The sequence below is a fragment of the Mesorhizobium sanjuanii genome, assembly GCF_002529485.1.
Lineage (GTDB): Bacteria > Pseudomonadota > Alphaproteobacteria > Rhizobiales > Rhizobiaceae > Mesorhizobium > Mesorhizobium sanjuanii.
This window is the reverse complement of record NZ_NWQG01000085.1, coordinates 19,129-44,362: the sequence shown is the minus strand read 5'-3', so window position 1 is coordinate 44,362 and position 25,234 is coordinate 19,129. Positions and strand designations below refer to the sequence as shown.

The 25,234-nt window shown below is 63.3% G+C and carries 21 protein-coding genes; 12 read left to right on the top strand and 9 right to left on the bottom strand.

Annotation, left to right across the window (positions count from 1 at the left end; all coding sequences use genetic code 11):
• Positions 1–41: 41 nt before the first annotated feature.
• Entirely contained in the window at positions 42–632 is a 591-nt protein-coding gene (lptE, locus tag CN311_RS14835) for an LPS assembly lipoprotein LptE (protein WP_097574544.1), read from the bottom strand.
• Positions 619–3,309: a leucine--tRNA ligase gene (leuS, locus tag CN311_RS14830; RefSeq protein WP_097574543.1), complete on the bottom strand. Its 2,691-nt coding sequence runs from the start codon at positions 3,307–3,309 to the stop codon at positions 619–621. The genes lptE and leuS overlap by 14 nt, the downstream gene beginning before the upstream one ends.
• 145 nt (positions 3,310–3,454) lie before the next feature.
• Here leuS and CN311_RS14825 point away from each other — a divergent pair, with 145 nt between their 5' ends.
• Together CN311_RS14825 and CN311_RS14820 are read left to right on the top strand one after the other, a co-directional pair.
• Positions 3,455–4,117, top strand: coding sequence for a YggS family pyridoxal phosphate-dependent enzyme (locus tag CN311_RS14825; RefSeq protein WP_097574542.1), 663 nt, complete (start codon positions 3,455–3,457; stop codon positions 4,115–4,117).
• Between the two features lie 101 nt (positions 4,118–4,218).
• The gene (locus tag CN311_RS14820) at positions 4,219–5,268 is read left to right on the top strand and encodes an aldo/keto reductase (RefSeq protein WP_097574541.1); all 1,050 of its coding nucleotides are present in this window, start codon (positions 4,219–4,221) and stop codon (positions 5,266–5,268) included.
• A 64-nt stretch (positions 5,269–5,332) separates the two neighbouring features.
• Here the strand turns inward: CN311_RS14820 and CN311_RS14815 are convergent, their stop codons facing one another.
• A complete protein-coding gene (locus CN311_RS14815; RefSeq protein WP_097574540.1) occupies positions 5,333–6,238 on the bottom strand; it encodes a LysR family transcriptional regulator in 906 nt (301 codons plus the stop codon).
• 121 nt (positions 6,239–6,359) lie between these two features.
• On the opposite strand from CN311_RS14815, the gene CN311_RS14810 reads away from it, so the two are divergent.
• Positions 6,360–7,538 carry an MFS transporter gene (locus CN311_RS14810; RefSeq protein ID WP_097574552.1) on the top strand — a complete coding sequence of 393 codons (1,179 nt, stop codon included), beginning with the start codon at positions 6,360–6,362 and terminating at the stop codon, positions 7,536–7,538.
• Between the two features lie 48 nt (positions 7,539–7,586).
• Positions 7,587–8,621: an aldo/keto reductase gene (locus CN311_RS14805; protein ID WP_097574539.1), complete on the top strand. Its 1,035-nt coding sequence runs from the start codon at positions 7,587–7,589 to the stop codon at positions 8,619–8,621.
• Between the two features lie 79 nt (positions 8,622–8,700).
• Here CN311_RS14805 and CN311_RS14800 read toward each other — a convergent pair whose 3' ends face one another.
• Positions 8,701–8,973 (bottom strand): usg protein, encoded by a 273-nt coding sequence (locus tag CN311_RS14800; protein ID WP_097574538.1) that lies wholly within the window; start codon positions 8,971–8,973, stop codon positions 8,701–8,703.
• Positions 8,974–9,277: 304 nt separating this feature from the next.
• Between CN311_RS14800 and acs the strand changes: the two genes are divergently transcribed.
• Positions 9,278–11,233, top strand: coding sequence for an acetate--CoA ligase (gene acs / locus CN311_RS14795; protein WP_097574537.1), 1,956 nt, complete (start codon positions 9,278–9,280; stop codon positions 11,231–11,233).
• Positions 11,233–11,982 (top strand): MOSC domain-containing protein, encoded by a 750-nt coding sequence (locus tag CN311_RS14790; protein WP_097574536.1) that lies wholly within the window; start codon positions 11,233–11,235, stop codon positions 11,980–11,982. Before acs ends, CN311_RS14790 begins: the two co-directional genes overlap by 1 nt.
• Position 11,983: 1 nt before the next feature.
• On the opposite strand, the gene CN311_RS14785 is transcribed toward CN311_RS14790, so the two are convergent.
• The 3 genes from CN311_RS14785 to CN311_RS14775 all read right to left on the bottom strand — a co-directional run bounded on the left by CN311_RS14785 (position 11,984) and on the right by CN311_RS14775 (position 16,296).
• Positions 11,984–13,252: an SAM-dependent methyltransferase gene (locus CN311_RS14785; RefSeq protein ID WP_097574535.1), complete on the bottom strand. Its 1,269-nt coding sequence runs from the start codon at positions 13,250–13,252 to the stop codon at positions 11,984–11,986.
• 371 nt (positions 13,253–13,623) lie between these two features.
• The gene (locus CN311_RS14780) at positions 13,624–15,102 is read right to left on the bottom strand and encodes a TadE/TadG family type IV pilus assembly protein (protein WP_097574534.1); all 1,479 of its coding nucleotides are present in this window, start codon (positions 15,100–15,102) and stop codon (positions 13,624–13,626) included.
• Between the two features lie 324 nt (positions 15,103–15,426).
• Positions 15,427–16,296 (bottom strand): transglutaminase-like domain-containing protein, encoded by an 870-nt coding sequence (locus CN311_RS14775; protein ID WP_097574533.1) that lies wholly within the window; start codon positions 16,294–16,296, stop codon positions 15,427–15,429.
• Between the two features lie 167 nt (positions 16,297–16,463).
• Between CN311_RS14775 and CN311_RS14770 the strand changes: the two genes are divergently transcribed.
• Positions 16,464–17,135: an HAD-IA family hydrolase gene (locus CN311_RS14770; RefSeq protein ID WP_097574532.1), complete on the top strand. Its 672-nt coding sequence runs from the start codon at positions 16,464–16,466 to the stop codon at positions 17,133–17,135.
• Between the two features lie 25 nt (positions 17,136–17,160).
• On the opposite strand, the gene CN311_RS14765 is transcribed toward CN311_RS14770, so the two are convergent.
• On the bottom strand, positions 17,161–17,382 hold the full coding sequence (locus CN311_RS14765; RefSeq protein ID WP_097574531.1) for a DUF1674 domain-containing protein: 222 nt from the start codon (positions 17,380–17,382) through the stop codon (positions 17,161–17,163).
• 124 nt (positions 17,383–17,506) lie between these two features.
• On the opposite strand from CN311_RS14765, the gene htpX reads away from it, so the two are divergent.
• The 5 genes from htpX (at position 17,507) to purH (ending at position 23,785) form a co-directional block, all read left to right on the top strand.
• A complete protein-coding gene (gene htpX / locus CN311_RS14760; protein ID WP_097574530.1) occupies positions 17,507–18,520 on the top strand; it encodes a zinc metalloprotease HtpX in 1,014 nt (337 codons plus the stop codon).
• Positions 18,521–18,606: 86 nt separating this feature from the next.
• Complete coding sequence (locus CN311_RS14755) at positions 18,607–18,843, top strand: hypothetical protein (protein WP_133117177.1); 237 nt, start codon at positions 18,607–18,609, stop codon at positions 18,841–18,843.
• Complete coding sequence (locus CN311_RS14750) at positions 18,840–20,186, top strand: RsmB/NOP family class I SAM-dependent RNA methyltransferase (protein WP_165779708.1); 1,347 nt, start codon at positions 18,840–18,842, stop codon at positions 20,184–20,186. Before CN311_RS14755 ends, CN311_RS14750 begins: the two co-directional genes overlap by 4 nt.
• A 148-nt stretch (positions 20,187–20,334) precedes the next feature.
• A complete protein-coding gene (locus tag CN311_RS14745; protein ID WP_097574528.1) occupies positions 20,335–22,059 on the top strand; it encodes a heparinase II/III family protein in 1,725 nt (574 codons plus the stop codon).
• 109 nt (positions 22,060–22,168) lie between these two features.
• The gene (gene purH, locus CN311_RS14740; RefSeq protein ID WP_097574527.1) at positions 22,169–23,785 is read left to right on the top strand and encodes a bifunctional phosphoribosylaminoimidazolecarboxamide formyltransferase/IMP cyclohydrolase; all 1,617 of its coding nucleotides are present in this window, start codon (positions 22,169–22,171) and stop codon (positions 23,783–23,785) included.
• A 45-nt stretch (positions 23,786–23,830) separates the two neighbouring features.
• On the opposite strand, the gene CN311_RS14735 is transcribed toward purH, so the two are convergent.
• Complete coding sequence (locus tag CN311_RS14735; RefSeq protein ID WP_097574526.1) at positions 23,831–25,207, bottom strand: MFS transporter; 1,377 nt, start codon at positions 25,205–25,207, stop codon at positions 23,831–23,833.
• Positions 25,208–25,234: the final 27 nt, after the last annotated feature.

Sequence of the window (25,234 nt, the reverse complement as noted above, 5' to 3'; positions counted from 1 at the left end):
CGGCCTTTTTTGTCTCCGTGTCAGTGATAATCTAATTCGGTCTAACCCGCCGCCGCGGTCTTGCCGTGCTTGATCAGATCCTGGGCGATCGACAGCCGCAGCAGATCGGCCAGCTCGCGCGCGGCGCGATTCTCGGCGTCGATCTGCGCCCTGTAGGAGGCGAACTCCTGGCGCGGCTTGTCGAAGGACGACGCGATCGAGCGCTTGCCCCTCGCGATCGCCGTGCCGGTCTTGGCGTCGGTCAGCACATAGTTCGCGGTCAGCGTCACAGTGCCCGCCGTCGGCTCGTCCTCGTCGGTCTGGATCTGCACGATCGCAGCGGATTCGACGAGTTCGGTGACGCCGAGATCGAGCGAATAGACCGGCGAAGCCGGCTCGCCCGCGCCCTGGCCGAGCGCGAAGATCAGATTGTTGCGGACCTGCTGGGCGTAGCGGGTCTTGACCGGCTTTATCGAGATCGATGCCAGTTCGGCGGCGGCGCCGACTTGCGAGCCGGCAGACAGCGGCGCGCTCGAATAGAGCGGACGAACCGTACAGGCCGAAACCAGCGCAACCGAAGCGACCAGGCCGCAAAGCGCGATACGGCGCAGCAAATGCGTCACTTCTGTCTTCCCTAAGTCAGGCAACGACATTGACGATCCTCTGCGGCACGATGATCACCTTGCGCGGAGCCTTACCTTCGAGCGCTTTCTGCACGAAGTCGAGAGCCAGAACCGCTTTTTCGACCGCACCTTGGTCCGCGTCGCGGGCAATTGTCAAATCGCCGCGTTTCTTGCCGTTGACCTGGACCGGCAGCACGATCTCGCTGTCGACGACGAGCGCCGGATCATAGACCGGCCACGGCCGCTCGGCGACAAATCCTGTCCCGCCCAAGGTCGACCAGCATTCGTCGGCCAGATGCGGCATCATCGGCGCGATCATGATGACCAGCATTTCCAGCGCCTGACGCAACGCCGGAGCGTTTTCCGGGTTCAGACTTCTGCCACCCAAGACATTAGGCCCGCTGGTCTCACTTTGGCTGACCGTGAAAGCGCCTGCGGGCGCAAGCGCCTGGATGGCGTTGACCAATTCATAGAGCCGAGCGATGCCTTTGTTGAAAGCGATCCTCTCGATATCCTCGGCCACCTGCTTGGCGGCACGATGCGCCATACGCGACAGTTCAAGCGCGGGGCCGGAAACGCCTTGTGCAGGTGATACCCCTGCCAGCGCGGGTGCTGCCTCCGACACCTGACGCCAGACGCGCTGCACGAAGCGGTGTGCGCCCTCGACGCCAGCTTCCGTCCAGATCACGTCGCGGTCGGGCGGCGAGTCGGACAGCACGAACCAGCGTGCGGTGTCAGCACCGTAGTTTGCCAAGATATCATCGGGATCGACGACATTCTTCTTCGACTTCGACATTTTCTCGATTGCGCCGATCTCTACCGGCGTGCCGTCGCTGATCAAGGCCGCCTTTCGCTCCCCATCGATCATGTCAACCCTGACCTCCGCCGGAGTGACATACTGGCCGTTGGCGCCGCTGCCGACACGGTAGGTCTCGTGCACAACCATGCCTTGGGTAAACAGGCCATCGAACGGCTCTTCGACCACATTGAGATGGCCGGTCGCCTTCATGGCGCGGGTGAAGAAGCGCGAATAGAGCAGGTGCAGGATCGCATGCTCGACACCGCCGATGTATTGGTTGACCGGCAGCCAGCCGTTCTTGCCATCGACCACGGCCATCGTTGTCGGCGCAGCCTCGTTCCACGGGTCTGTGAAGCGCGCGAAATACCAGGATGAATCAACAAACGTGTCCATCGTATCGGTGTCGCGTCGCGCCGGCTTGCCACATTGTGGACAGTCGACATGCTTCCACGTCGGATGATTGTCCAGCGGATTGCCTGGCTTGTCGAAGGACAGGTGATCCGGCAACTCGACCGGCAAATTCTCCGCGCGCACGGGCACGGCGCCGCAATCGTCGCAATAGATCACCGGGATTGGTGCGCCCCAGCAACGTTGGCGCGAGACCAGCCAATCGCGCAGTCGAAACTGCACCTTGCGCTCAGCCTGCGGCCGATTGCCGATAGCGACGCCTGACAGCCTGGTCGCGACCTCATCGAATGCGGCCTGTGGCGTCATACCGTCAAGGAAGCGCGAATTGATCATCACGCCGTCGTCGGTATAGGCTTCCTCGGTGATCTGGAAGGTTCTGGCGTCGGCACCTTCCGGCATCACTACCGGAATGACCGGCAGCCCGTATTTGTTGGCGAAGTCGAGATCGCGCTGATCGCCGGATGGACAACCGAAGATGGCCCCGGTGCCATAGTCCATGAGCACGAAGTTGGCGACATAGACCGGCAGCGTCCAACTCTCGTCGAACGGATGGACGACACGGATGCCGGTATCAAAACCCCTCTTCTCGGCGGTCTCGATCTCGGCGGTCGCCGTACCGCCGCGCTTGATATCCTTGATGAAGGCGGCCAGCTCGGCGTTGTTTTCCGCAGCCCTTTTCGCCAACGGATGGTCCGCCGCAATTGCCATGAACGAGGCGCCGAAAATAGTGTCGGGCCGGGTCGTGTAGACGTCGAGCTCGCGCTCGCCGGCGGGCGCCGTAGCGGCAGTCAGCGGCCAGCGTATCAGCAGGCCTTCCGAGCGGCCGATCCAGTTGGCCTGCATCAGCTTGACCTTGTCCGGCCAGCGCTCCAGCGTCGACAGGCCGTCCAGCAATTCCTGCGCCATCGAGGTAATCTTGAAGAACCATTGCGTCAGGTCGCGCTGCTCGACCAGTGCGCCAGATCGCCAGCCGCGCCCGTCGATGACCTGTTCGTTGGCGAGCACCGTCATATCGACCGGATCCCAGTTGACCTTCGCCGATTTTCGCTCGGCCAGCCCGGCCTTCCAGAAATCCAGGAACATCTTCTGCTGGTGCTTGTAGTAGCTTGCGTCGCAGGTGGCGAACTCGCGGGCCCAGTCCCAAGACAAACCCATCGACTTCAACTGGTCCTTCATCGTTTTGATATTGGCGTAGGTCCAGTCGCGTGGGTTGACATTGTTGTCGCGCGCCGCGTTTTCGGCCGGAAGGCCGAAGGCATCCCAACCGATAGGGTGCAGCACGTTGAAACCCTTGGCCCGCTTGTAGCGCGCCACCACGTCGCCCATCGTATAGTTACGCACATGGCCGATATGGATGCGCCCCGACGGATAGGGGAACATCTCCAGCATGTAGTATTTCGGGCGGGGGTCGTCGTTATGCGCTTCAAACAGCTTCTTTTCAGCCCAGGCCTTCTGCCATTTGGGCTCTGACGCGCGCGGATTGTATCGTTCGGTTGCCATCGGATGTTTTTCACTTAAAAGCAGGCACGAGCCGCCGGACAATGGCCGGCGGCCAGGAAAATGTCGTCGCGGTGTTCACCATGGATTGCCGGACCCGTCAACTGCGGCGATCCGGCGAGCATGAAAAGACAGGCAGGATATAGGCATGGCGAGCCCCGTCGAACAGCTTTCCACGGTCAAGGCGAAGATCGCCGCCGCCGAGCATGAGGCCGGTCGTGACGCCGGCGCCGTCACGCTGGTCGCGGTGTCGAAAACCTTCGACTCCGTCGACATCCGCCCGGTCATCGAGGCCGGCCAGCGTATCTTCGGCGAAAACCGCGTGCAGGAAGCGCAGGCCAAGTGGCCGGCGCTGAAGGCGGAATTTCCGGATATCGAGTTGCATCTGATCGGCCCGCTGCAATCGAACAAGGCCAGGGAGGCGGTCGCGTTGTTCGACGTCATCGAGACGGTCGATCGCGAGAAGATCGCCGCCGAGCTAGCCAAGGAAATCGCCCGGCAGGGCCGCGAGCCGAAACTTTACGTCCAGGTCAACACCGGTTCAGAACCGCAAAAGGCCGGCATCGAACCGCGCGAGGCTGTCGCTTTCGTCGCGCGCTGCCGCGATGCCCATGGTCTCGCCATCGCTGGCCTGATGTGCATCCCGCCGGCTGGCGAGAACCCCGGCCCGCATTTCGCGCTGCTGGAGAAACTCGGCGCGGAGGCTGGTGTCGCAAAACTGTCGATGGGCATGTCCGGCGACTACGAGACGGCCATCGCCTTCGGCGCCACCAGCGTCAGGGTCGGCTCCGCGATCTTCGGTAGCCGATAAATCGTTATGCCAACCTGACAGGTCCATTGCGCCACCTCTAGAAACGAAACGTATCGTTCCTATTTGCTGAGCGTCATCACCAAATCCTCTGGAGCCGCACCATGCGCTACAATCAACTCGGAAACACGGGGATGTTCGTCTCCGAACTCTGCCTCGGCACCATGACCTTCGGCGCCGCCGGTGAAAATGCCCAATGGGGCCTGATCGCCAGCCTCGACCAGATGGGAGTCAACGAGATTGTCTCCCGGTCAATCGCCGCCGGCGTCAACTTCTTCGATACGGCAGACGTCTACTCCTTTGGCGCATCGGAACAGCTTCTTGGCCAATCGCTCAGGGATCTCGGCGTTGAGAGGCAGGACGTGGTCATCGCCACCAAGGTGCACGGCGCCATGGGCGGCGGGCCGAACCAGCGCGGTTCCTCACGCGGCCACATCATGGATTCGGTCGATGCCAGCCTCGAGCGGCTTCAGCTCGACCATATCGATCTTTACCAGCTGCACGGCACCGACGCGGTGACACCGATCGACGAGACGCTTCGAGCACTCGACGATCTCGTTGCCAGCGGCAAGGTGCGCTATGTCGGCGTTTCCAACTGGCAGGCCTGGCGCATCGCCAAGGCGCTGGGCATCGCCGAGCGCAAGGGTTTTGCCCGCTTCGAGACGGTGCAATCCTATTACTCGATCGCCGGCCGCGACCTCGAGCGCGAGATCGTGCCGCTGCTCAACGAGGAAAAGCTCGGGCTGATGGTCTGGTCGCCAATGGCCGGCGGCCTGCTCTCCGGCAAATACGGCCCCGGCGCGCCTGGCAATGGCGAAGGCCGCCGCGCCTCCTTCAACTTCCCGCCGGTGAACGAGGACCGCGCCTGGGCGGCGGTTGCCGTCATGCGCGACATCGCCAAAAAGCACGGCGTCAGCGTCGCCACCGTGGCGCTCGGCTATGTCCTGGCCAAACCCTTCGTGATGAGCGTCATCATCGGCGCCAGCCGCATGGAGCAGCTCGAACAGAACCTTGCCGCCACCGAGCTGAAGCTCGACGCCGACGATCTGGCCAGGCTCGATGAGGTCAGCGCGCTGCCGGCCGAATATCCCGGCTGGATGCTGGAGCGACAGGCTGCCGGTCGGCGGCCCGCGCCTTTCGCGCCGAAGGCCTAGCAGGCAGCGTCCGGCTCCGTTTATGGGAAGTCGCGCGTCCTCCGGGCGCGCGGCTTTTCTTCCATCAGAGCCGCACGCTCTCCACCAGAAAATCGAGAAAAGCCCGCACCCTGGCCGGCAGATGCTTGCCTTGGCCGACATAGACGGCGTGCGTCGGCTCGACATCGCCGGGGTTGAACTCTTCCAGCAGCGGCACCAGCCGACCGGCGGCAATGTCGGGTTCGACATGCCAGCGCGCCAGCCGGGCAATGCCTGCACCGGCTAGCGCCGTCAACCGCATCGCCTCGCCGTCGCTGACCATCGCATTGCCGGTGACCGGAACCGTAAAAGATGCTCCGGCCGTATCGGCGAACGGCCAACCATCAATGTAGCGCGCGAAGCCGAAGGCAAGGCGGTTGTGATGATCGAGGTCGGCAGGCAGACGCGGCGCGCCGCGCGCCTCAAGGTAGGACGGGGCGGCAACCACCACCATCCGGCTCTGGCCGAGCTTGCGCGCCACCAGCCGTGACTCGCGGAGCGGCCCGGCCCGGATGGCGACATCGGCGCGCTCCTCCATCAGGTCGATGACGCTATCGGTCAGCACCGCGTCGACGGAGATCTCGGGATAACGTTCGAGGAAGCGCGGCAGCAGCGGGATCAGCCGGTGCTGCCCGAACGGCACGTAGCTGTTGACGCGCAGCAGGCCGCGGGGTGCTGCCCCTGCCGCCGCTTCGCGTTCGGCCGCATCCATGTCGGCGAGGATGCGCATGCCGCTGTCGTGGAAAGCGATGCCCTCCGGGGTGAGCTGCAACTTGCGCGTCGAACGGCTGACGAGCCGTGCGCCGAGCCGCGCTTCCAGCCGTGCGATCAGCTTGCTCACCGCCGAGGGCGTCATCCGCAGCGCCCGCGCCGCCGCCGAAAAACTACCGGCCTCGACGACACGAACGAACACTTCGATCTCGCCGGAGCGATTGATGTCAGGTCTCGACATTCGTGAATCTATTTCACAGAAAATATGCCTGGAGCAAGTCTGGTTCACAGTTCACCGCGACACGATCTTCCGGTCGGGACGCGGGGAAACAGCGTCCTTTGCCACCAACAGGACGATGACCATGCCTCTTGCTCTTTACGCCCTCGCCGCCGGCGCCTTCGGCATTGGCGTCACCGAATTCGTCATTATGGGCCTGCTGCTCGATGTCAGCAAAGATCTCGGTGTGTCGATCTCGGCCGCCGGCCAGCTCATTTCGGGCTATGCGCTGGGCGTTGTCGTGGGCGCGCCGCTTTTGACCATCGCCACAGGAAGCTGGCCGCGCAAGACCGTGCTTCTGGCGCTGATGGCGATCTTCACGCTGGGCAATCTCGCCTGCGCGCTCGCCCCGGATTACTGGACGCTGATGGGCGCCCGCGTGATCACCGCCTTTGCTCACGGCACCTTCTTCGGCGTCGGCTCGGTCGTCGCGACCGGACTGGTCGCGCCCAACAGACAAGCCTCGGCGATCGCGCTGATGTTCACCGGCCTGACCATCGCCAACGTCCTCGGCGTTCCCTTCGGCACCTGGCTTGGCCAAGCCTTCGGCTGGCGGGCGACCTTCTGGGCCGTGACCGCGGTTGGACTGGCAGCTTTCGCAATCATCCTGCTGCTGATACCACGCAGCCAGGTCGCTCCCGAGAAAAGCAACCTGCGCGCCGATCTCGCCGTGCTCGGCCGCAAGCCCGTCCTGCTTGGCTTCGCCACCACCGTGCTTGGCTATGCCGGAGTATTCGCCGTCTTCACCTATATCGCACCTCTGCTGACCGAGATCAGCGGCTTTGCGGAAGCCGCCGTGTCGCCGATCCTGCTTGTCTTCGGCGGCGGGCTCATCGCCGGCAATCTGCTGGGCGGCAAGTTCGCCGACCGCTGGCTGGTGCCGTCGGTCCTCGGCAGCCTCGTCGTGCTGGCGCTGGTGCTCGGCACAATGACCTTTGCCCTGCACAGCCAGACGATGACCGTCATTTATGTCGGCCTGCTGGGTGCTGCCGCCTTCGCCACTGTGGCGCCGTTGCAGATGTGGGTGCTGGAAAAGGCCCAAGGCGCCGGCCAGAGCCTGGCTTCGTCGTTCAACATCGCAGCCTTCAATCTTGGCAACGCCGCCGGCGCGTGGCTTGGCGGCGTGGTCATCGCCCATGGTCCCGGCCTCGACGCCGTCACCTGGGTCGCCGCCCTGCTGCCGCTCGCAGCGCTCGGCGTGGCTGCGCTGGCACTGCGTCTTGATCGCCCGACACTCGGCGAACCGGCAACCGCCTGCTCGTAAGCGAGTTCGATGAAATCCAAATCCTCTTTGTCATCATAGGAGAAAAAGATGGACTATCGACGCCTTGGCGCCTCGGGCCTGAAGGTCCCGGCGCTCTCGTTCGGCGCTGGAACTTTTGGCGGTTCCGGGCCGCTGTTCGGCGCCTGGGGCAACAGCGATGCGCAGGAGGCACGCCGGCTGGTCGACATCTGCCTCGAGGCAGGCGTCAACCTGTTCGACACCGCCGATGTCTATTCGAACGGTGCTTCGGAAGAGGTGCTCGGCGCGGCGATCAAAGGCCGCCGCGATGCCGTGCTGATCTCGACCAAGACCTCGCTGCCGATGGGTGACGGGCCGGCCGACTACGGCTCGTCGCGTTCGCGGCTGATCAGATCAGTGGACGATGCGCTGAGGCGTCTCGGAACCGACTATATCGATCTCTTGCAACTGCACGCTTTCGACGCCGGCACACCGATCGAAGAGGTGCTGTCGGCGCTGGATGACCTCGTGCGCGCCGGCAAGCTGCGCTATATCGGCGTCTCCAATTTCTCCGGCTGGCAAGTGATGAAATCGCTCGGCCTGGCGGACAGGCACGGCCATCCGCGCTACGTCGCCCACCAGGTCTATTATTCGTTGGTCGGGCGCGACTATGAATGGGAACTGATGCCGCTCGGCCTCGACCAGGGCGTCGGCGCGCTGGTCTGGAGCCCGCTCGGCTGGGGACGCCTGACCGGTAAGATCCGCCGCGGCGAGAAGTTGCCGGAAAAGAGCCGGCTGCACGACACCGCAAGCTTCGGACCGCCGGTCGAGGACGAACATCTCTACCGGGTCGTCGACGCGCTCGACGCGATAGCCGGGGAAACCGGCAGGACCGTGCCGCAGATCGCCATCAACTGGCTCTTGCAGCGCCCGACCGTATCGTCCGTCATCATCGGCGCCCGTAACGAGCAACAGCTTCGCCAGAACCTCGGCGCGGTCGGCTGGGCGCTGACGCCGGAGCAGATGAAAAAGCTCGACGCCGCAAGCGAGGTCACCGCGCCCTATCCGTATTTCCCCTATCGGCGCCAGGAAGGTTTCGCTCGGCTGAACCCACCGGCGGTTTGACCGTCGCGATGCATCAATGCACCGGCCAGGGTGTGTTGAGATTCAGGTCAGGCCGGCCTCACCTGAATCCCACCACACCCTAATGCAGCACGAACTCGCCATCGACCTTGCGCCATTCGTTCGGCGAGATCAGTTTCTGGTGCGTGTAACTCACCGAGTGCAGCGGCCCGTCGAGCCTCGCCTTCCAGAACTCGATGAACCTTATCAGCACCGGGAATTTCGGCGCGATGTCGTAGTCCTGCCAGATGAAGCTCTGTAAGAGATGCGGGTGGTCGGGGAAGTGATAAAGAATCTTGGCCGTGGTCAAGCCATATCCCCTAAGCATCAGGTCCATTTCTGAATGGTCGCGCATTGCAGCCCCCAGGTTGATTCTCCTTTCCTCCCAATGTGAAATTGTGCGCGCTATTTGCTTAACCGTCTATTGATATTTCACGGTCCAGGCCGAGTTTACTACGCAAAAACATGTAGTTAGCAGCGATCGTACCCGAGTGCTGACAGCATTGAAAAAGGCTGCTGCGGCATCCCGCCGCGCGAATCCAACGTCTAATGTTGCCGTTACGGCGGAACTGTTAATAATGCGCGCGAATTCGCGGTTGCAACACCGCGAGCCCGCTGGTGCGTCAAGCCGGCGGCATGGTTTGGGAGGAAAGCTAAGAATGTCCGATGTTCATGTCCACCGCGTCCAGCCGGCGTGGAAGAAGAACGCGCTGATCGACAACGACACCTATCTCAAATGGCACGCCGACAGCGTGAAGAACCCGGACAAGTTCTGGGGCAAGCACGGCAAGCGCATTGACTGGTTCAAGCCCTACAGCAAGGTCAAGAACACCTCCTTCGACGGCAAGGTCTCGATCAAATGGTTCGAGGACGGCCAGACCAACGTTTCCTGGAACTGCATCGACCGGCATCTGAAGAAGCGCGGTGACCAGACCGCCATCATCTGGGAGGGCGACAATCCCTACGACGACAAGAAGATCACCTATAACGAGCTTTACGAGCACGTCTGCCGGCTCGCCAATGTGATGAAAAAGCACGGCGTCAAGAAAGGCGACCGCGTCACCATCTACATGCCGATGATCCCGGAAGCCGCCTATGCGATGCTCGCCTGCACGCGGATTGGCGCCATCCATTCGGTAGTCTTTGGTGGCTTTTCGCCGGACGCGCTGGCCGGCCGCATCGTCGACTGCGAATCGACTTTCGTCATCACCGCCGATGAAGGCCTGCGCGGCGGCAAGTCCATTCCCTTGAAGGAAAACACCGACAAGGCGATCGACATCGCCGCGAAGAATTTCGTGATGGTCAACAAGGTCGTGGTCGTGCGCCGCACCGGCGGCAAGGTTGGTTGGGCTCCGGGGCGCGACGTCTGGTACCACGACGAGATCGCCACGGTTAAGGCGGAATGCAAGCCCGAGAAGATGAAGGCCGAGGACCCGCTGTTCATCCTTTATACGTCGGGTTCGACCGGCAAGCCGAAGGGCGTTCTGCACACCACCGCCGGCTATCTCGTCTACGTCTCGATGACCCACCAATATGTCTTCGACTACCATGACGGCGACATCTACTGGTGCACCGCCGATGTCGGCTGGGTCACCGGCCACAGCTACATCCTCTATGGGCCGCTCGCCAACGGCGCCACCACGCTGATGTTCGAAGGGGTGCCGAACTATCCCTCGCAATCCCGTTTCTGGGAGGTCATCGACAAGCACAAGGTCAACATCTTCTACACCGCGCCGACGGCGCTGCGTGCGCTGATGGGTGCCGGCGACACGCATGTGCAGAAGACCTCGCGCAAGTCGCTGCGCGTGCTGGGTTCGGTCGGCGAGCCGATCAATCCGGAGGCCTGGGAGTGGTACTTCAACGTCGTCGGCAACGGCAAGGTACCGATCGTCGACACCTGGTGGCAGACCGAGACCGGCGGCATCCTGATCACGCCGCTGCCCGGGGCCACCGACCTCAAGGCAGGCTCGGCGACGCGGCCTTTCTTTGGCGTCCAGCCGCAACTGGTCGACGGCGACGGCAAGGTGCTGGAGGGTGCGGCCGACGGCAATCTCTGCATCACCGACTCATGGCCCGGCCAGATGCGCACCGTCTATGGCGATCACGAGCGTTTCGTGCAGACCTATTTCTCGATCTACAAGGGCAAATATTTCACCGGCGACGGCTGCCGCCGCGATGCCGACGGCTACTACTGGATCACCGGCCGCGTCGACGATGTCCTCAACGTTTCCGGCCATCGCATGGGCACGGCCGAGGTTGAGTCGGCGCTTGTCAGCCACGACAAGGTCTCGGAAGCGGCCGTCGTCGGCTATCCGCACGACATCAAGGGCCAGGGCATCTATTGCTACGTCACGTTGATGGCCGGCGAAACGCCGAGCGAGGAGTTGCGCAAGGAACTCGTCGCCCATGTCCGCAAGGAGATCGGCGCCATCGCCACGCCAGACAAGATCCAGTTCGCACCGGGCCTGCCCAAGACCCGCTCGGGCAAGATCATGCGGCGCATATTGCGCAAGATCGCCGAGGATGACTTTGCCGCCCTTGGCGATACCTCGACGCTGGCCGACCCGGCGGTGGTCGACGATCTCGTCGCCAACCGCCAGAACAAGAAGGCCTGATGCCGGTCGCGACCGGGATCGGCACTGTCAGCGAGCTCTGGCGCTATCCGGCGAGTTCGCTCGCCGGCGAGCGCCAGGACGTAATCGCGGTCGGAAAAGAGACCATCGATGGCGATCGCTTGTTCGGCCTTGTCGATGCCTCGAACAACGAGATCGCGCGGCCCGACCGCGAAGCGAAATGGCACAAGGTGCCGCTGATCCGCACCCGGTTGACCGGTGAATGCGCGCTCGAGATCGCCGTTCCCGGCGGCGACTGGCTGGCCGCGCCCGGCGCCGAAAGCGACCGCGTCGTTTCCGCCTATCTCGGTTTCGAGGCCTCGATCCGGCCGTTTCGCAGGGAAAACGTTGCGCCGGATTATTCCGGCCCGCTGACCGCGGAGCGCTATCGCAAGGCGCCTATCCACCTGCTGACCACCGCCTCGATGGCGCGCCTGAAAGCATTGCATCCCCTGGGAACGCCCGACCCGCGCCGCTTCCGCCCCAACATCGTCGTCGACATGGCGGCCATCGAGGGATCGTTCCCGGAAACGGAATGGATCGGTCGCAAGCTGGCGATCGGCGATCTGCTGCTGACCATATCGGAACCGTGCCGGCGATGCGGCTTCACCATCATCGCCCAGGATGGCTTCGACCACGACCCGGCAATCCTGCGCAATCTGGTTCGCCACAACGCGCACAATATGGGCGTCTACTGCACCGTCGACCGGCCAGCCAGCGTCGAAATCGGCGCGCCGATGCGGTTCGTGTGAACTACCGATACAAATCCGCCCGCGTCGGCGGCAGGCCGCTCGGGCCTCGCGCCCGCTTGGTGACGACGGTTTGGAAAATCTGCGCGGAGGCGCGTTCGAAGGTGATCGAACAGCCCGTAAGATAAAGCAGCCAGAGCCGCGCCTTGGCCTCGCCGACCTCCGCGATCGCCTCGTCGAAGCGCGCATCCAGACGCTCCGCCCACAGGCGGCAGGTGCGGGCGTAATGCTCGCGCAGATTTTCGACATCGTAGACGAGGAAGCCGTGCGCTTCGAAATTGCCAAGCGTCATGCCGATCGTGTCGAGCTCGCCGCCGGGAAAGATGTATTTGAGCAACGCCTTGTATTCCGGCCCCTTGCGCAGGGTTTTCTTGATGCTGCCCTTGTCGCGCCGCGTGATGGCATGGTGCAGATAGATGCCGCCGGGCTTGAGCAGCCGATGGATAGTCGAGAAATAGGTGGCGTGGTTGGCGAGCCCCAGATGCTCGAACATGCCGATCGAGGAAATCTTGTCGAAGGAACCGGTGAGTTCGGCATAGGATCTTATCTCGATGGTGATGCGATCCTCCAGCCCCTCGGCGCGGATGCGTTCGCGCGCCAGCGCCGTCTGGGCTTCCGACAATGAGACGCCGTGGCCGGTGACGCCGTAATTCTTCGCGGCATGGATCAGCATCGCTCCCCAGCCGCAACCAATATCGAGCAGCCTGTCGCCAGGCTTCAGCCTGAGCTTGCGGCAGATGTGATCGAGCTTATCCTTTTGCGCCTGGTCGATGCCATTGGCGAAATCGGTGAAGTAGCCGCAGCTATAGACCATGCGCTCGTCAAGGAAGAGCCGGTAGAAGGCGTTCGAAATGTCATAATGGTGCTGGATCGCTTGCCTGTTCGAACCGCTGACGAAAGGGTTGCGGCCGGAAAGGTCTGATCGTGTCGTCATCTGTTTTCTCGAAAACAGCACCGCAGGCAGGTCGCGCAGGACCGCAAGCTTCGGTAATGTCTTGAGTTTCGCGCGGAGCTTGCCTTGCGAAGGCAAGGCATAGAAGTCGAACAGCGATCCGTCTTCGACGTCGATGGCCTTCGACACCCACATCTCGATCAGCGTCGACAAGGTGGGGCGGCGGACCACCTGCCAGACGATATCCTGGTCGTTGATGGTGAGCACGGGGCCGGTGGCGGGCCCGATCCGCTCGCCGGTCCACAGCCTGACCGCAAAACCCGGTTTCAGCGTTTCGATGACCGTTCGAACGATCCGTGCCGCCTTGTTGCTGGCTTCCATTTCCTTCCCCGATGCGCCGGGTGCCGACAGTCCAGTGCGACAATGTTGTCCGGTTGGCCGGCAGACCGCAACCCGCTCCGGTGCCGAAAAACATCACATGCGGCTTTTTCAACAGGACGCCTTGCCATTTGCTGCGGCGCACCCCATCATCATTGTGTGTTCAACAAATCGAAAGGAGGTGATCCGATGTCGAGTGATTTCGTTTTCCAGAACGTGGCCTCAGCGGATTGCACTTTCGGGAAGCAGTCTTCCCGTTAAGGCGCGAGATGCGCGGCGGGCGACCTGGAGGTCGCCGCCATGGGCCGCGCCATGGACGGAAACACGGAAGGCCGCCGGCTTCGAAGGAAGCGGCGGCCTTTTCCGTAGGCGGATTACTGGGTCAGCGTAACCTTTTCCGTGTTGCGGATGATTTCCTGAAAGGCGGCGTCCAGTTCTACTCCGGTGGAAACCTCGAAATAATGTCTGTTGGCGGCGGAGACGTCTTTCGACGAACAGTCCTTTAGCACCGCCTTCGCCTGATCCCGCTCGGTTGACGACATATCCTTGTCGTTCAGGTCGAAGCCGATGGTGAAAATCTCGATGCCGTCACTTTTCATGTTGCCGCATAGCGTTTCAGCGTTGCCACGCGCAAGGTTGCCCTGGCTGTTATAGCTGCCCCCAGCGCCAGCGAAGGCGGTATTGAACTGGCCATCGGTCATCAGGATCGCGACCTTGGAAATCTTCTTCGCATTTGTATCCGAGGGGCCGCTGCCGAGACCGGCATTCTTGATCGCCGCGCGCCATTGCGGCGATAGCATATAGTAGGTCCACTGAATGGCGATCGCGCCGGCGGTGTAACCATCGGCCCGGAAGTCGTCGATCGAATCGAGCAGGGCGCCGGAATCGGCGGTCAGCGGGATCACCTCCGCATCCGGGCACCTGTTCATTCCTCCGCCACCCAGATGATCATCCCGATTGACCAGGGCATAATATTTCTTGCCCTTGCTGTTCGTGCGAACCGTGTCGGGGCCGTCGGCGCTGAAATCCGGATCGCCGTTTTTGTCCTTGCGCTCCGTGGCGCAATCATCGGAACGAGGCATCGCCGCGCCAACAATGGAGGTGTAGTCGCTGAAGGACGGCAGCAGCTTGCTGCCCGTCTTGGCGACGAGAAGCGAACTGCCGGCGACGGGCGGCAGGTCAGCGCCCCCCTGCTTCTCGGCATAGACGTTTTCCGCCAGCTTGCCGACATTCACGGCGGAGGCATAAGGCACAAGCGCGACGCGGATGCGGGGGTTCTTCGGATCCTGGTTCTGAAGCATCGTCTGGACGGCGTTTTTCGCCGCTGCTTTCAGATCGCCGATCTTGTCGACGTTGCCCCTTTTCGCCATCGATCCCGTAATGTCGAGCATCATCGCCACCTCGATCCTCTTGTCCGAATAAAGCGCAGTGGTGGAAGCGGTGACGCGCCGCGCCTTGCTCAGGCCGAAGATCGGGAAATAGAGGCCGACATCGACATGCGCGTCCGCCTGGACCGTATTGGCGGTTCTGTCGACCGTCAGCTTGTCAAGGACGATCTGGTCGGCCTGCAGGATACCGGCCGAGTTGTTGGCGTCGAGGAAGACCTGCACCGATTTGCTGGCTTCGGCCTCCTTGATGGCTCCAGTCGTCAGGTCACGCGCCGTCGAGGTCACAGCCGCATCGACCACGCCTTGCAGGCTCGATCTGGCGTTGTAGAGCTGCGAAACGTTAACGGCAAAGCCGGCGCCCAGCACCAGAACCGACCCGACAACGCCAAAAAGAACCGCGATGTTTCCGCTGCTATCCCTGCCGAAGCTGCCGATCGCCTGAGCAAGACCCTCAAAATGCCGCATGCTTCGCCTCCATCATCACGGCCCCGTAGCCATGTGAAGGCGCAATTGCAGGATCCCGGCCGGATGGCCTTGCCATGGAGCGGAACGCCGGTTGCTCGCGGCCAAGCCATTGTTTCTGCTATGTTTCAAAACGCGGCATGGTAAACAACCCGTAAACGGGAAGGCCCAGTGGCCGTTTCGTTTACGAAGCGCTTACCATGATCCGCTCGCTGCCGCGCCGTCCGGAAATTCGGTCCCTATCCGGCACAGAGATGCTGTGCCGAAGCGGATCAGGTGCACCCGACCCGGGAGGCCTTCGCAACGGCGCCGGCAGCGCCCGCATGCTTATGCCAACATCTGCGCGTTGACGGTCCTATCGATACCATGATGGGGAGGATTGAACAGGTTGCTTTCCTGCTCATAGGTCCAGACCTTGAACAGGCTGAGCCGATGCGAGCCGAAACTGTGCAGAAGCGGCACGTCTGTCGCATCGCGGCCGCGGGCGATGACGACGCGGCCGATCCTCGGCACATTGTGGCGAGGGTCGAACGTGTACCATTTGCCGTCTAGGAACACTTCCATCCAGGCCGAAAAATCCATCGGCGCCGGGTCGACCGGCACACCAATGTCGCCGAGATAGCCGTTCACATAGCGGGCGGGGATGTTCATGCAGCGGCAGAGCGTGATCGCCAGATGGGCGAAGTCGCGGCAGACGCCGACCCGCTCCTCATGCGCCTGCGCCGCCGTGCGGGTCGAACGCGCATAGCCATAGCCGAAGGACAGACGGTTGTGGACGTAATCGACGATCGCCTGCACCCGCGCCCAGCCGGAGGGAAGATGACCGAAACGCTGCCAGGCGAGATTGCTGAGATGGTCGGTCTCGCAATAGCGGCTGCCGAGCAGGTAGCCGAGGACATCGTCGGGCAGCTCCGCCACCGGCAATTCCCTGGCCAGTGTGTTGACCTCGTCCGGCTCGCCGCTGTCTTCGACTACCGCATCGTAGAGGATGCGGAAGCCACCGGCCGGCGCGGTGAAGCGGCGGCAGGCATTGCCATGGAGATCATGATAGACCGTGGTGGGCACGGAAGGCGACGTCAGCACGCGCGTCTGCCGCTTGATGTCGGGTTGGCGATCCCGGTGGATATCGAGCAGTGAAATGACCGGCGTGGCGGCAACACAGTCGATAGCGATTTCATAGCCGAGCCGGATCAGCATGGCGATTGCCCCCTGCGGTCATTCTGGAAGTCGACTTCTCAACGCGGAAGGAAGGCCGTGGTTCCCAGCCCATTGATCGAAAAGCCACCCCTAACCTTCCCATGGCAAGACGTTCACGCTACGGTCGAACAACGCCTTTACCCCTCCCGAAACACCCAGGATCTCAGATGTTCGCAGGCAGAAAATTCGCAGCCTTCCTGTTCGATATGGATGGCACGGTGATCAATTCGATTGCCGCGGCGGAAAGGGTCTGGGCGCAGTGGGCGCACCGGCAAGGTCTCGACGTTGCGAAATTCCTGCCGACGATCCACGGCGTGCGGGCGATCGAGACCATCGGCCGGCTGGCGCTTCCAGGTGTCGATCCGGTCCGCGAAGCCGATGCACTTTTGAAAGCCGAGGCGGCCGATCTGGATGGTATTCATCCGATCGCCGGCGCCGTGGCGTTTCTGGCGTCATTGCCGCCCGAGCGCTGGGCGATCGTCACCTCGGCGCCGCGCGAACTGGCGCTGCTGCGCATGAAGGCTGCCGGCATCCCAGTCCCCTCTGTCCTCGTCGCGGCGGAGGATGTTACCTTCGGCAAGCCAGCCCCCGACTGCTTCCGGCTCGGCGCGGAACGGCTCGGTGTCGATGCACGCGATTGTCTTGTTTTCGAGGATGCGCCGGCAGGCATTAGGGCAGCCGAGGCCGCCGGAGCTGCGGTCATGGTGATCAACGCCACGCATCAGCATGCGCTGGAAACGCGACATACGGCGATCGTCAGTTACGACACGGTCAGCATCGCGATCGACGAGAGCGGCTGGATCGCCCTCAGGCCGGAGCGTGCCGTCGAGGCCTGTTGAGCTTCGCTGACTGGCGATTCTTGGGCTAAAAGTCGCTGGTCAGGCCTTTGACTTCCCAATCGCCATAGCGGCCGGGTTCCTTGCCGCCGCGACCACCGATCTCCTTCGGCAGCGCGGCTTCCTTCGCACGATAGTTTTCGCGCCGCGCTTGCGCCTCCTCCAGCGCGCGCTTGGCCGCCGGCGTCAACGTCTTTTGCGGCGCCTCGCCAGCGGAGCTGGCATTCGTTTTACTGGTTTCGTCGATCATGCGATAATCCCGGCGGATTGAAACAGCGGCCAATTGAAACAGGAACAAGCGTTTCCCATCATATAGCCATGAGCATACAACGATCGACCCCCTTTCCGCAGCGCGGGCAGAAACGGAGCAGACGATGAACACCCTTCGCACCGCCATGCTTCTGGCCGCCATGACCGCGCTCTTCATGGGCGTCGGCTTTCTCATCGGCGGCTCGGGCGGCATGATGATCGCGCTGCTGATCGCCGCCGGCATGAACCTGTTCAGCTATTGGAACGCCGACAAGATGGTGCTGTCGATGAACCATGCCGTCGAGGTCGACGAGAAGAATGCGCCCGAGTATTACGCCATCGTGCAGGCGCTCGCCAAAGAGGCCGGCCTGCCGATGCCCAAGACCTATCTGATCGACAATCCGCAGCCAAACGCCTTCGCCACCGGCCGCAATCCCGAGAATGCCGCGGTGGCCGCCTCGACCGGCCTGCTCCAGCGGCTTTCGCATGAGGAAGTGGCCGCGGTGATGGCGCACGAGCTCGCCCATGTGCAGCACCGCGACACGCTGACCATGACCATCGTCGCCACGCTTGCCGGCGCGATCTCGATGCTCGGCAATTTTGCCTTCTTCTTCGGCGGCAACCGCGACAACAACAACCCGTTCGGTTTTGTCGGCGTGCTGGTGGCCATGCTGGTCGCACCCTTAGCCGCCATGATCGTGCAGATGGCGGTGAGCCGCACGCGCGAATACGAGGCCGACCGGCGCGGCGCCGAAATCACCGGCCATCCGCTGTGGCTCGCGTCCGCCCTTGACAAGGTCGCCCGCGGCGCTGAACGCATTCCCAATCCGGATGCCGAGCGCAACCCGGCCATGGCCCATCTCTTCATCATCAACCCGCTTTCCGGCGAGCGCATGGACAGTCTGTTTTCCACCCATCCGAGCACCGAAAACCGCATCGCCGCCTTGCAGGCGATGGCGCGTGAGATGGGTGGCAGCAAAACCCAGCCGCCCTCGCGTCAGGCCCCCTCGCCGCGGCAGGCGGACGAACCACAGCCGTCAGGCCCGTGGGACCGCGTCGCGCGGCCCGAGCAGCCGGCCAAGCCGAAAGCCAATCCGTGGGGACGCAATCCGACCGGGCCCAAGGGCCGGTGGTCGTGAGCGTAGCAACGGACGGGAAGCTGCCAATACAGTTGGAGGAGATGCGTCTCCTTTGCGCTAAGCACTGGAACCCCATCGGAATACCGATGGAGAATATAGCAAGATCCGGCGAGCTTGGATTCCGACCGCTTCCCGAAGACGAGTATGATACCTATCTGCAGCAGGTCATGCGTCTCATCGTCGAAGACGTCTCTCCAAGACAAATCTCCGATTACCTCAGCAAGGTAGAGAGTGAATATTTGATGTTGTCTTCCCCCGCAGGAAGCAAGGACGCTTTCATCAGCGCCGTTTTCGGACTAGCCAAACGAACATCGACACAATGAAGCCACTTCCAAGCCAGGCTTCAGAGGTGGCCGGCCTTGCCGCCCGCAAGGCGGCTGCCCGCCTGCTTGCCGCCGTCATTGATGCCAGAACGCCGCTTGACGGGCTGACCGACCACGAAAACGGCCACCCGCAATACAAGGCGCTCGACTTGCGCGATCGGGCGCTGGTGCGCGCCATACTGGTCACGGCACTTCGTTATCGCATGACCATCACGGGGCTGCTCTCGCGCCGCCTGGAAAAGCCGCTGCCGCCCAACGCCACCGCCCTGTCGCACATATTGCATGTGGCGGCGGCGCAGATCCTGTTCCTCGACATTCCTGACAGCGCCGCCGTCGATCTTGCCGTGACCCATGCCAAGTCCGACCCACGCACGCTGCGTTTCTCCGGTCTGGTCAACGGCGTGCTACGCACGCTGGCGCGTGCCAAGGAAACGGAATTGCCTGCCGCCCTTGCCGCTACCGACGAAGCGCCAAAATGGTTCTCCGACCGGCTGAAGGCGACCTACGGCGTCGACAAGGCCAGGCAGATCCTCGCTGCCCACCGCGTCGAGGCGCCGGTCGATTTCTCGGTCAAGTCCGACCCCGCGCTGTGGGCTGAAAAACTCGGCGGCATCGTGCTGCCGACCGGCACGGTGCGCGTCCAAAAACTCAGCGCATCCGTCACCGAACTGCCCGGCTTCACCGAGGGCGCCTGGTGGGTGCAGGATGCCGCGGCCAGCCTACCGGCGAGGCTGTTCGGCGATGTCAGGGGGCTTCGCGTCGCCGATCTCTGCGCCGCGCCCGGCGGCAAGACGGCCCAGCTCATTCTTGCCGGCGCCCAGGTCACCGCCGTCGACACATCGAAGAACCGATTGGCGCGGCTGGCGCAGAATCTTGAGCGCCTCGGCCTCACCGCAGAGATCGTCCAGGCCGATCTGCTCAGCTATGAGCCGAACGAATTGTTCGACGCTATCCTGCTCGACGCGCCCTGCTCCTCGACCGGCACGGTGCGGCGGCATCCCGACGTGCCCTGGACCAAGACGCCGGCCGACGTTGAAAAGCTTGCCGCCCTGCAGGCAAGGCTGCTGGCCCGCACTGTGACCCTGGTCAGGCCGGGCGGACGCATCGTCTTTTCCAACTGTTCGCTCGACCCGCTCGAAGGCGAGGCGCTTCACCGCGCCTTCCTCGCCGGGACGGCTGATATCGTCGACGATCCGCTGCGGCCAGGAGAAGTCGCCGGCATCGATCCGTTCCTGACGCCGCAAGGCACGCTGCGCACGACGCCCGCCGACATGGAGCTCGAAACCCCAGAGGTTTCCGGTCTGGACGGCTTCTTCGCCGCCCGCATGCGCAGGGCACTTTAAAGACTTGGGCCCGGAAAATTTGTCGACTTTTTTGGGGAGAACCATGCGGAAAGCGGGTTGAACTCCAGGACTTCCGTGGAATTCGCCTTCGCATAAGTTCTTGAATCACATAAGCTTGTCTTCGGGTTGAGGGCGATGAGGAGGGGTTTTGGCACTCGCTGCCGGCAGCACGACGCGTCTATGGACGCTTGTCGCGAGGGAGTTCTGGCGCAAGGCGCGCCGGCGCCTGCGTGCCGGGCCCGTCTATCGCTGGCGCTATTCCGGCCGCACGCCGGAGCGCGTCCTGATTGCTCCACCGGACCTGCGCCTCGCCGACCCGCAGATCGCGCTTGAGATCTACTATGGCCGCTATCCGCTGTCAGGGCATATGGTGGAGACCGGCGGCAAGTCGCCGTTCCAGATCGCTGTGCCCAATCCCGGCTGGCAAAAGACGCTGCATGGCTTTCGCTGGCTGCGCCACATGCGTGCTGCCGGCTCCGAACTCGCCGCGGCCAATGCCCGCGCGCTGGTTTCCGACTGGATAGCCATGCATGGCGGCCAGATTTCCGGCGTCGGATGGGAGCCCGGCACGACGGCCAAGCGCGTCATCGCCTGGCTGCAGCATTCCTCGGTGGTGCTGCAAGGCGCTGAATTTCCCTTCTACCGGGCCTTCCTGAAATCGCTTGCCGTCCAGATCCGCTACCTCAGGGCGATGGCGCGCGAGATGCCGGACGGCAAGGACAGGCTGCGCGCCCGTATAGCGCTCGCCTTTGCCGCATTGTCGTTGCCGGCGCCCGCATCGGCGCTGCGCAGCGCGACGCGCAACCTCGCCGAGGAGCTCGATCGCCAGATCCTGCCCGATGGTGGTCATATCTCCCGCAATCCGATGACCGTTCTCGAGCTGCTTGCCGACCTTCTGCCGCTGCGCCAGACCTATGCCAACCAGGCGGAGACGCCGCCGGCGGCCCTGATGGGGGCGATCGACCGCATGCTGCCGGCGCTGCGTTTCTTTCGCCACCAGGATGGCAGTCTCGCCCGCTTCAACGGCATGGGCGCGACCATCCACGACCGCATCGCCACCATCCTGCGCCACGACGACACCGCCGGCGCGCCGCTGCTGCACGCGCCGCATTCGGGCTATGAGCGCCTCTCCATGGGCGGCGTGACGGTCATCGCCGATACCGGCCCACCGCCGCCCGTCGATGTTTCCAACGCCGCGCACGCCGGCTGCCTTGCCTTCGAACTGTCCTCCGGCCGCCAGCACTATATCGTCAATGCCGGCGTCGACACCTATGGCGCCGCCGAATTCCGGCCGCTTGCCCGCGCCACGGCCGCCCACTCGACCGCCACAATCAACGACACCTCGTCGGCGCGGTTCAGTCATTCGCTGCGTGTCAACGACCTGCTTGGCACGCCGTTGATTGGCGGCCCGCAGAATGTGCCGTGCAAACGCACCGACCAACCGGGCAGCCAGGGTTTTCTGGCCCGCCATGACGGCTATGTCGCGCGCTTCAGCTTGTTGCATGAGCGCGAGCTGACATTGTCGACCGATGGCAACGTGCTCACCGGCAGGGACCGCTTCCAGCGGCCGGGCAATGCTGCCATCCGCAACAATGGCCGCGATTTCGTCACCGTGCGTTTTCACATCCATCCCGACATAAGTCTGCTGCAAGACGAGCATGACCGCCTGGTGCTCACCGCCGACCAGGCCGACACCTGGGTGTTTACCTCTACCGAAGTGGCGCCAGACGTCGAGGAATCGATCTATTTCGCCGGCCTTGGCGGACCGCGCCGCAGCCGGCAGATCGTGCTGGCCTTCAAGGCCTCGGAGATATCGGAAGTCCACTGGCAACTGACGCGAACCGTGATCGCCGGCTATCCCCAGAAGAGCTGACTGTGCCTGTCGCGACGAAGCGCCCAGCTTGATTGAGCTTCCGTCTTGATTTCCTGATGTCATGTGCTACGGCGCGCGGACACTTTCCCAACCGAAAGGCCACCAGCCCATGGCCGTCGCAGCCAAGAACATCCCCGCGCCCGACCTCGTCCCCGTGCGTCGCGCGCTGCTCTCCGTCTTCGACAAGACCGGCCTCATCGACTTCGCCAGGGCATTGGCCGCGGCCGGCGTCGAGTTAATCTCCACCGGCGGCACGGCAAAGGCGATCGCCGAGGCCGGCATGGCTGTGCGCGACGTGTCCGAGCTGACGGGCTTTCCCGAGATCATGGACGGCCGTGTCAAGACGCTGCACCCCTCGGTGCATGGCGCGCTGCTCGGTGTGCGCGACGACCCGGACCACGCCAAAGCCATGCACGATCACAACATCGAGCCGATCGATCTCGTCGTCTCCAATCTCTACCCCTTCGAGGAGGTCCGCCGCTCCGGCGCCAATTACGCCTCGATCGTCGAGAACATCGACATAGGCGGCCCGGCGATGATCCGTGCCTCGGCCAAGAACCACGCCTATGTCGCCATCGTTACCGACCCCGGCGACTATGCCTCGGTGCTCAATGCGCTGGAGATGAATTTCGGCTCGCTGTCGCTGGATTTCCGCAAGAAGCTGGCGGCCAAGGCATTCGCGCGCACCGCTAGCTATGATGCGGCGATCTCCGGCTGGTTCGCCGAAGCGCTCGAGATCGAGCATCCGACCTGGCGCGCCTTCGGCGGCAGGCTGGACCAAATCATGCGCTATGGCGAGAACCCGCATCAGGGCGCCGGCTTCTACGTCGACGGCGACAAGCGGCCAGGCGTCGCCACGGCCCGCCAGCTTCAGGGCAAGCAGCTTTCCTACAACAATATCAACGACACCGACGCCGCCTTCGAATTGGTCGGCGAGTTCGACCCGGCCCGCTCGGCCGCTGTCGCCATCATCAAGCATGCCAACCCGTGTGGCGTCGCCGAAGGCGCTTCACTGAAGGCGGCCTATGCCAAGGCGCTGGCCTGCGATCCCGTCTCGGCCTTCGGCGGCATCGTTGCGATGAACCGCCTGCTCGATGCCGAGGCCGCCGAGGAGATCGTCAAGACCTTCACCGAAGTCATCATCGCGCCGGGCGCCTCGGAGGAGGCGGTTCAGATCGTCGCCGCCAAGAAGAACCTGCGCCTGCTGGTCACCAGCGGCCTGCCCGATCCGCGCACTGTCGGCACCACCGTCAGATCCGTTTCCGGCGGATTGCTCGTTCAGGGCCGCGACAATGCGGTGGTCGACGACCTGGAGCTCAAGGTCGTGACGAAGCGCGCACCGACGCCGGCCGAGATGGCCGATCTGAAATTCGCCTTCCGCATCGCCAAGCACGTCAAGTCGAACGCTATCGTCTATGCCAGGGATAGCGCCACGGTCGGCATCGGCGCCGGCCAGATGAGTCGCGTCGATTCCTCGCGCATCGCCGCGCGCAAGGCGCTCGATGCGGCCGAGGCCGCTGGTCTCTCCGAGCCGCTGACCAAGGGCTCGGTCGTCGCCTCCGATGCCTTCTTCCCCTTCGCCGACGGGCTCTTGTCGGCGATCGAAGCCGGCGCCACCGCCGTCATCCAGCCCGGCGGCTCGATGCGCGACGACGACGTCATCGCCGCCGCCGACGAGCACGGCATCGCCATGGTGTTTACCGGCGTGAGGCACTTCCGGCACTGAGCGCCTCTTCCCTTCTCCCCTTGTTGTGGGAGAAGAAAGAGCAGCTCACGCAGCCGGCCGGTCCGCCGGGTACGGCGTCTTGATCAGGATCGCTATGCCGACACCGAGGAACAGCACGATCGCCGCCATGCCGAGCCTTGCCGAGCCACTGGCCAGGGTGATCGTTGCCACCATGAAAGGCGCGGCGAAACTGGTCGCCCGCCCGGCCAGCGCGTAGATGCCGAAATAGCGGCCCGACTCCGCGGCGGTGACGCTGCGCGCCATGTAGGAGCGCGACGATGCCTGCACCGGGCCAAAGGCCAGTCCGATCAGCAGGCCGTAGAAGATATAGGCCTTTTCCGCCGCTGTGCCGAACAAGCCGCCGCTGTCCGTTTCGGGCATGATCCAGGCACCGAACAGCGTATAGCCTGGGCCGGTTGAGACGATACCGATCGTGGCGATGCTGAGCAGGACGAGCGAGATCATCACGATGATCTTGGAGCCGAGCGCCGTGTCGAGGCGCGCGGCAACCAGACAACCGACGATGGCGACGACATTGAGGATGATGCCGAACATGCCGATCTCGGTGATCGACCAGTGGAACATCGCTGCCGCAAATGTGCCGCCCAGCGCCAGCAGGGCATTGACGCCGTCCTGATAGATCATGCGGGCAATGAGAAAGCGGAAGATGCCGCTGCGCTGGCGCACCTCAGCCAGCGTCGACTTCAATTCCGACAGCCCTTCGCGCACCGCTGGCCCGATCGGAAGGCCTTTTATGGCATCGGGCGTGAAGAAGAACATTGGCAGGATGAACAGGAAATACCAGCCGGCCGACAGCGGTCCGGTGGCCCTCGCATCCTCGCCGAGTTTCGGATCGAGGCCGAAGAGCGGGTCAATGCCGATGATCGTCTTGCCGGTTTCCGGCGAGCCCGCCAAACAGGTGACGACGAAGATCAACGCGATCATCCCGCCGAGATAGCCAAGCCCCCAGGCCATGTTGGAGACATGGCCGATCTCACTCTTCGGCACCAGCCGCGGCATCATCGAGTCGTTGAAGACCGTGGAGAATTCCGCCGCCACGGAGGCGAGCGAGAAGAACATCACGACCAGGAAAAGGTTCGAGCCGGGCGCTGCGAACCATAGCAGGCAAAGACTGATGATCTTGATCGAGGCGAAGAATGCTATCCATGGCTTGCGCGGCCCGGTCTGGTCGGCGATCGAGCCGAGGATGGGCGACAGCACGGCGATGACCAATCCCGCAGCGGCGATGCCGTAGCCCCAGGCCGCCTGGCCCGTCTCCGGGTCGCTCGCCATGCGCGAGACGAAATAGGGCCCGAAGATGAAGGTGGTGATGACCGTGAAGAACGGCTGCGCCGCCCAGTCGAACAGCATCCAGCCCCAGATGCCGCGCCTCGACGTCCGCTGCACCGCTATCTCGGCCATGTCCCCTCCTGGAAACGGCGCCCCGAA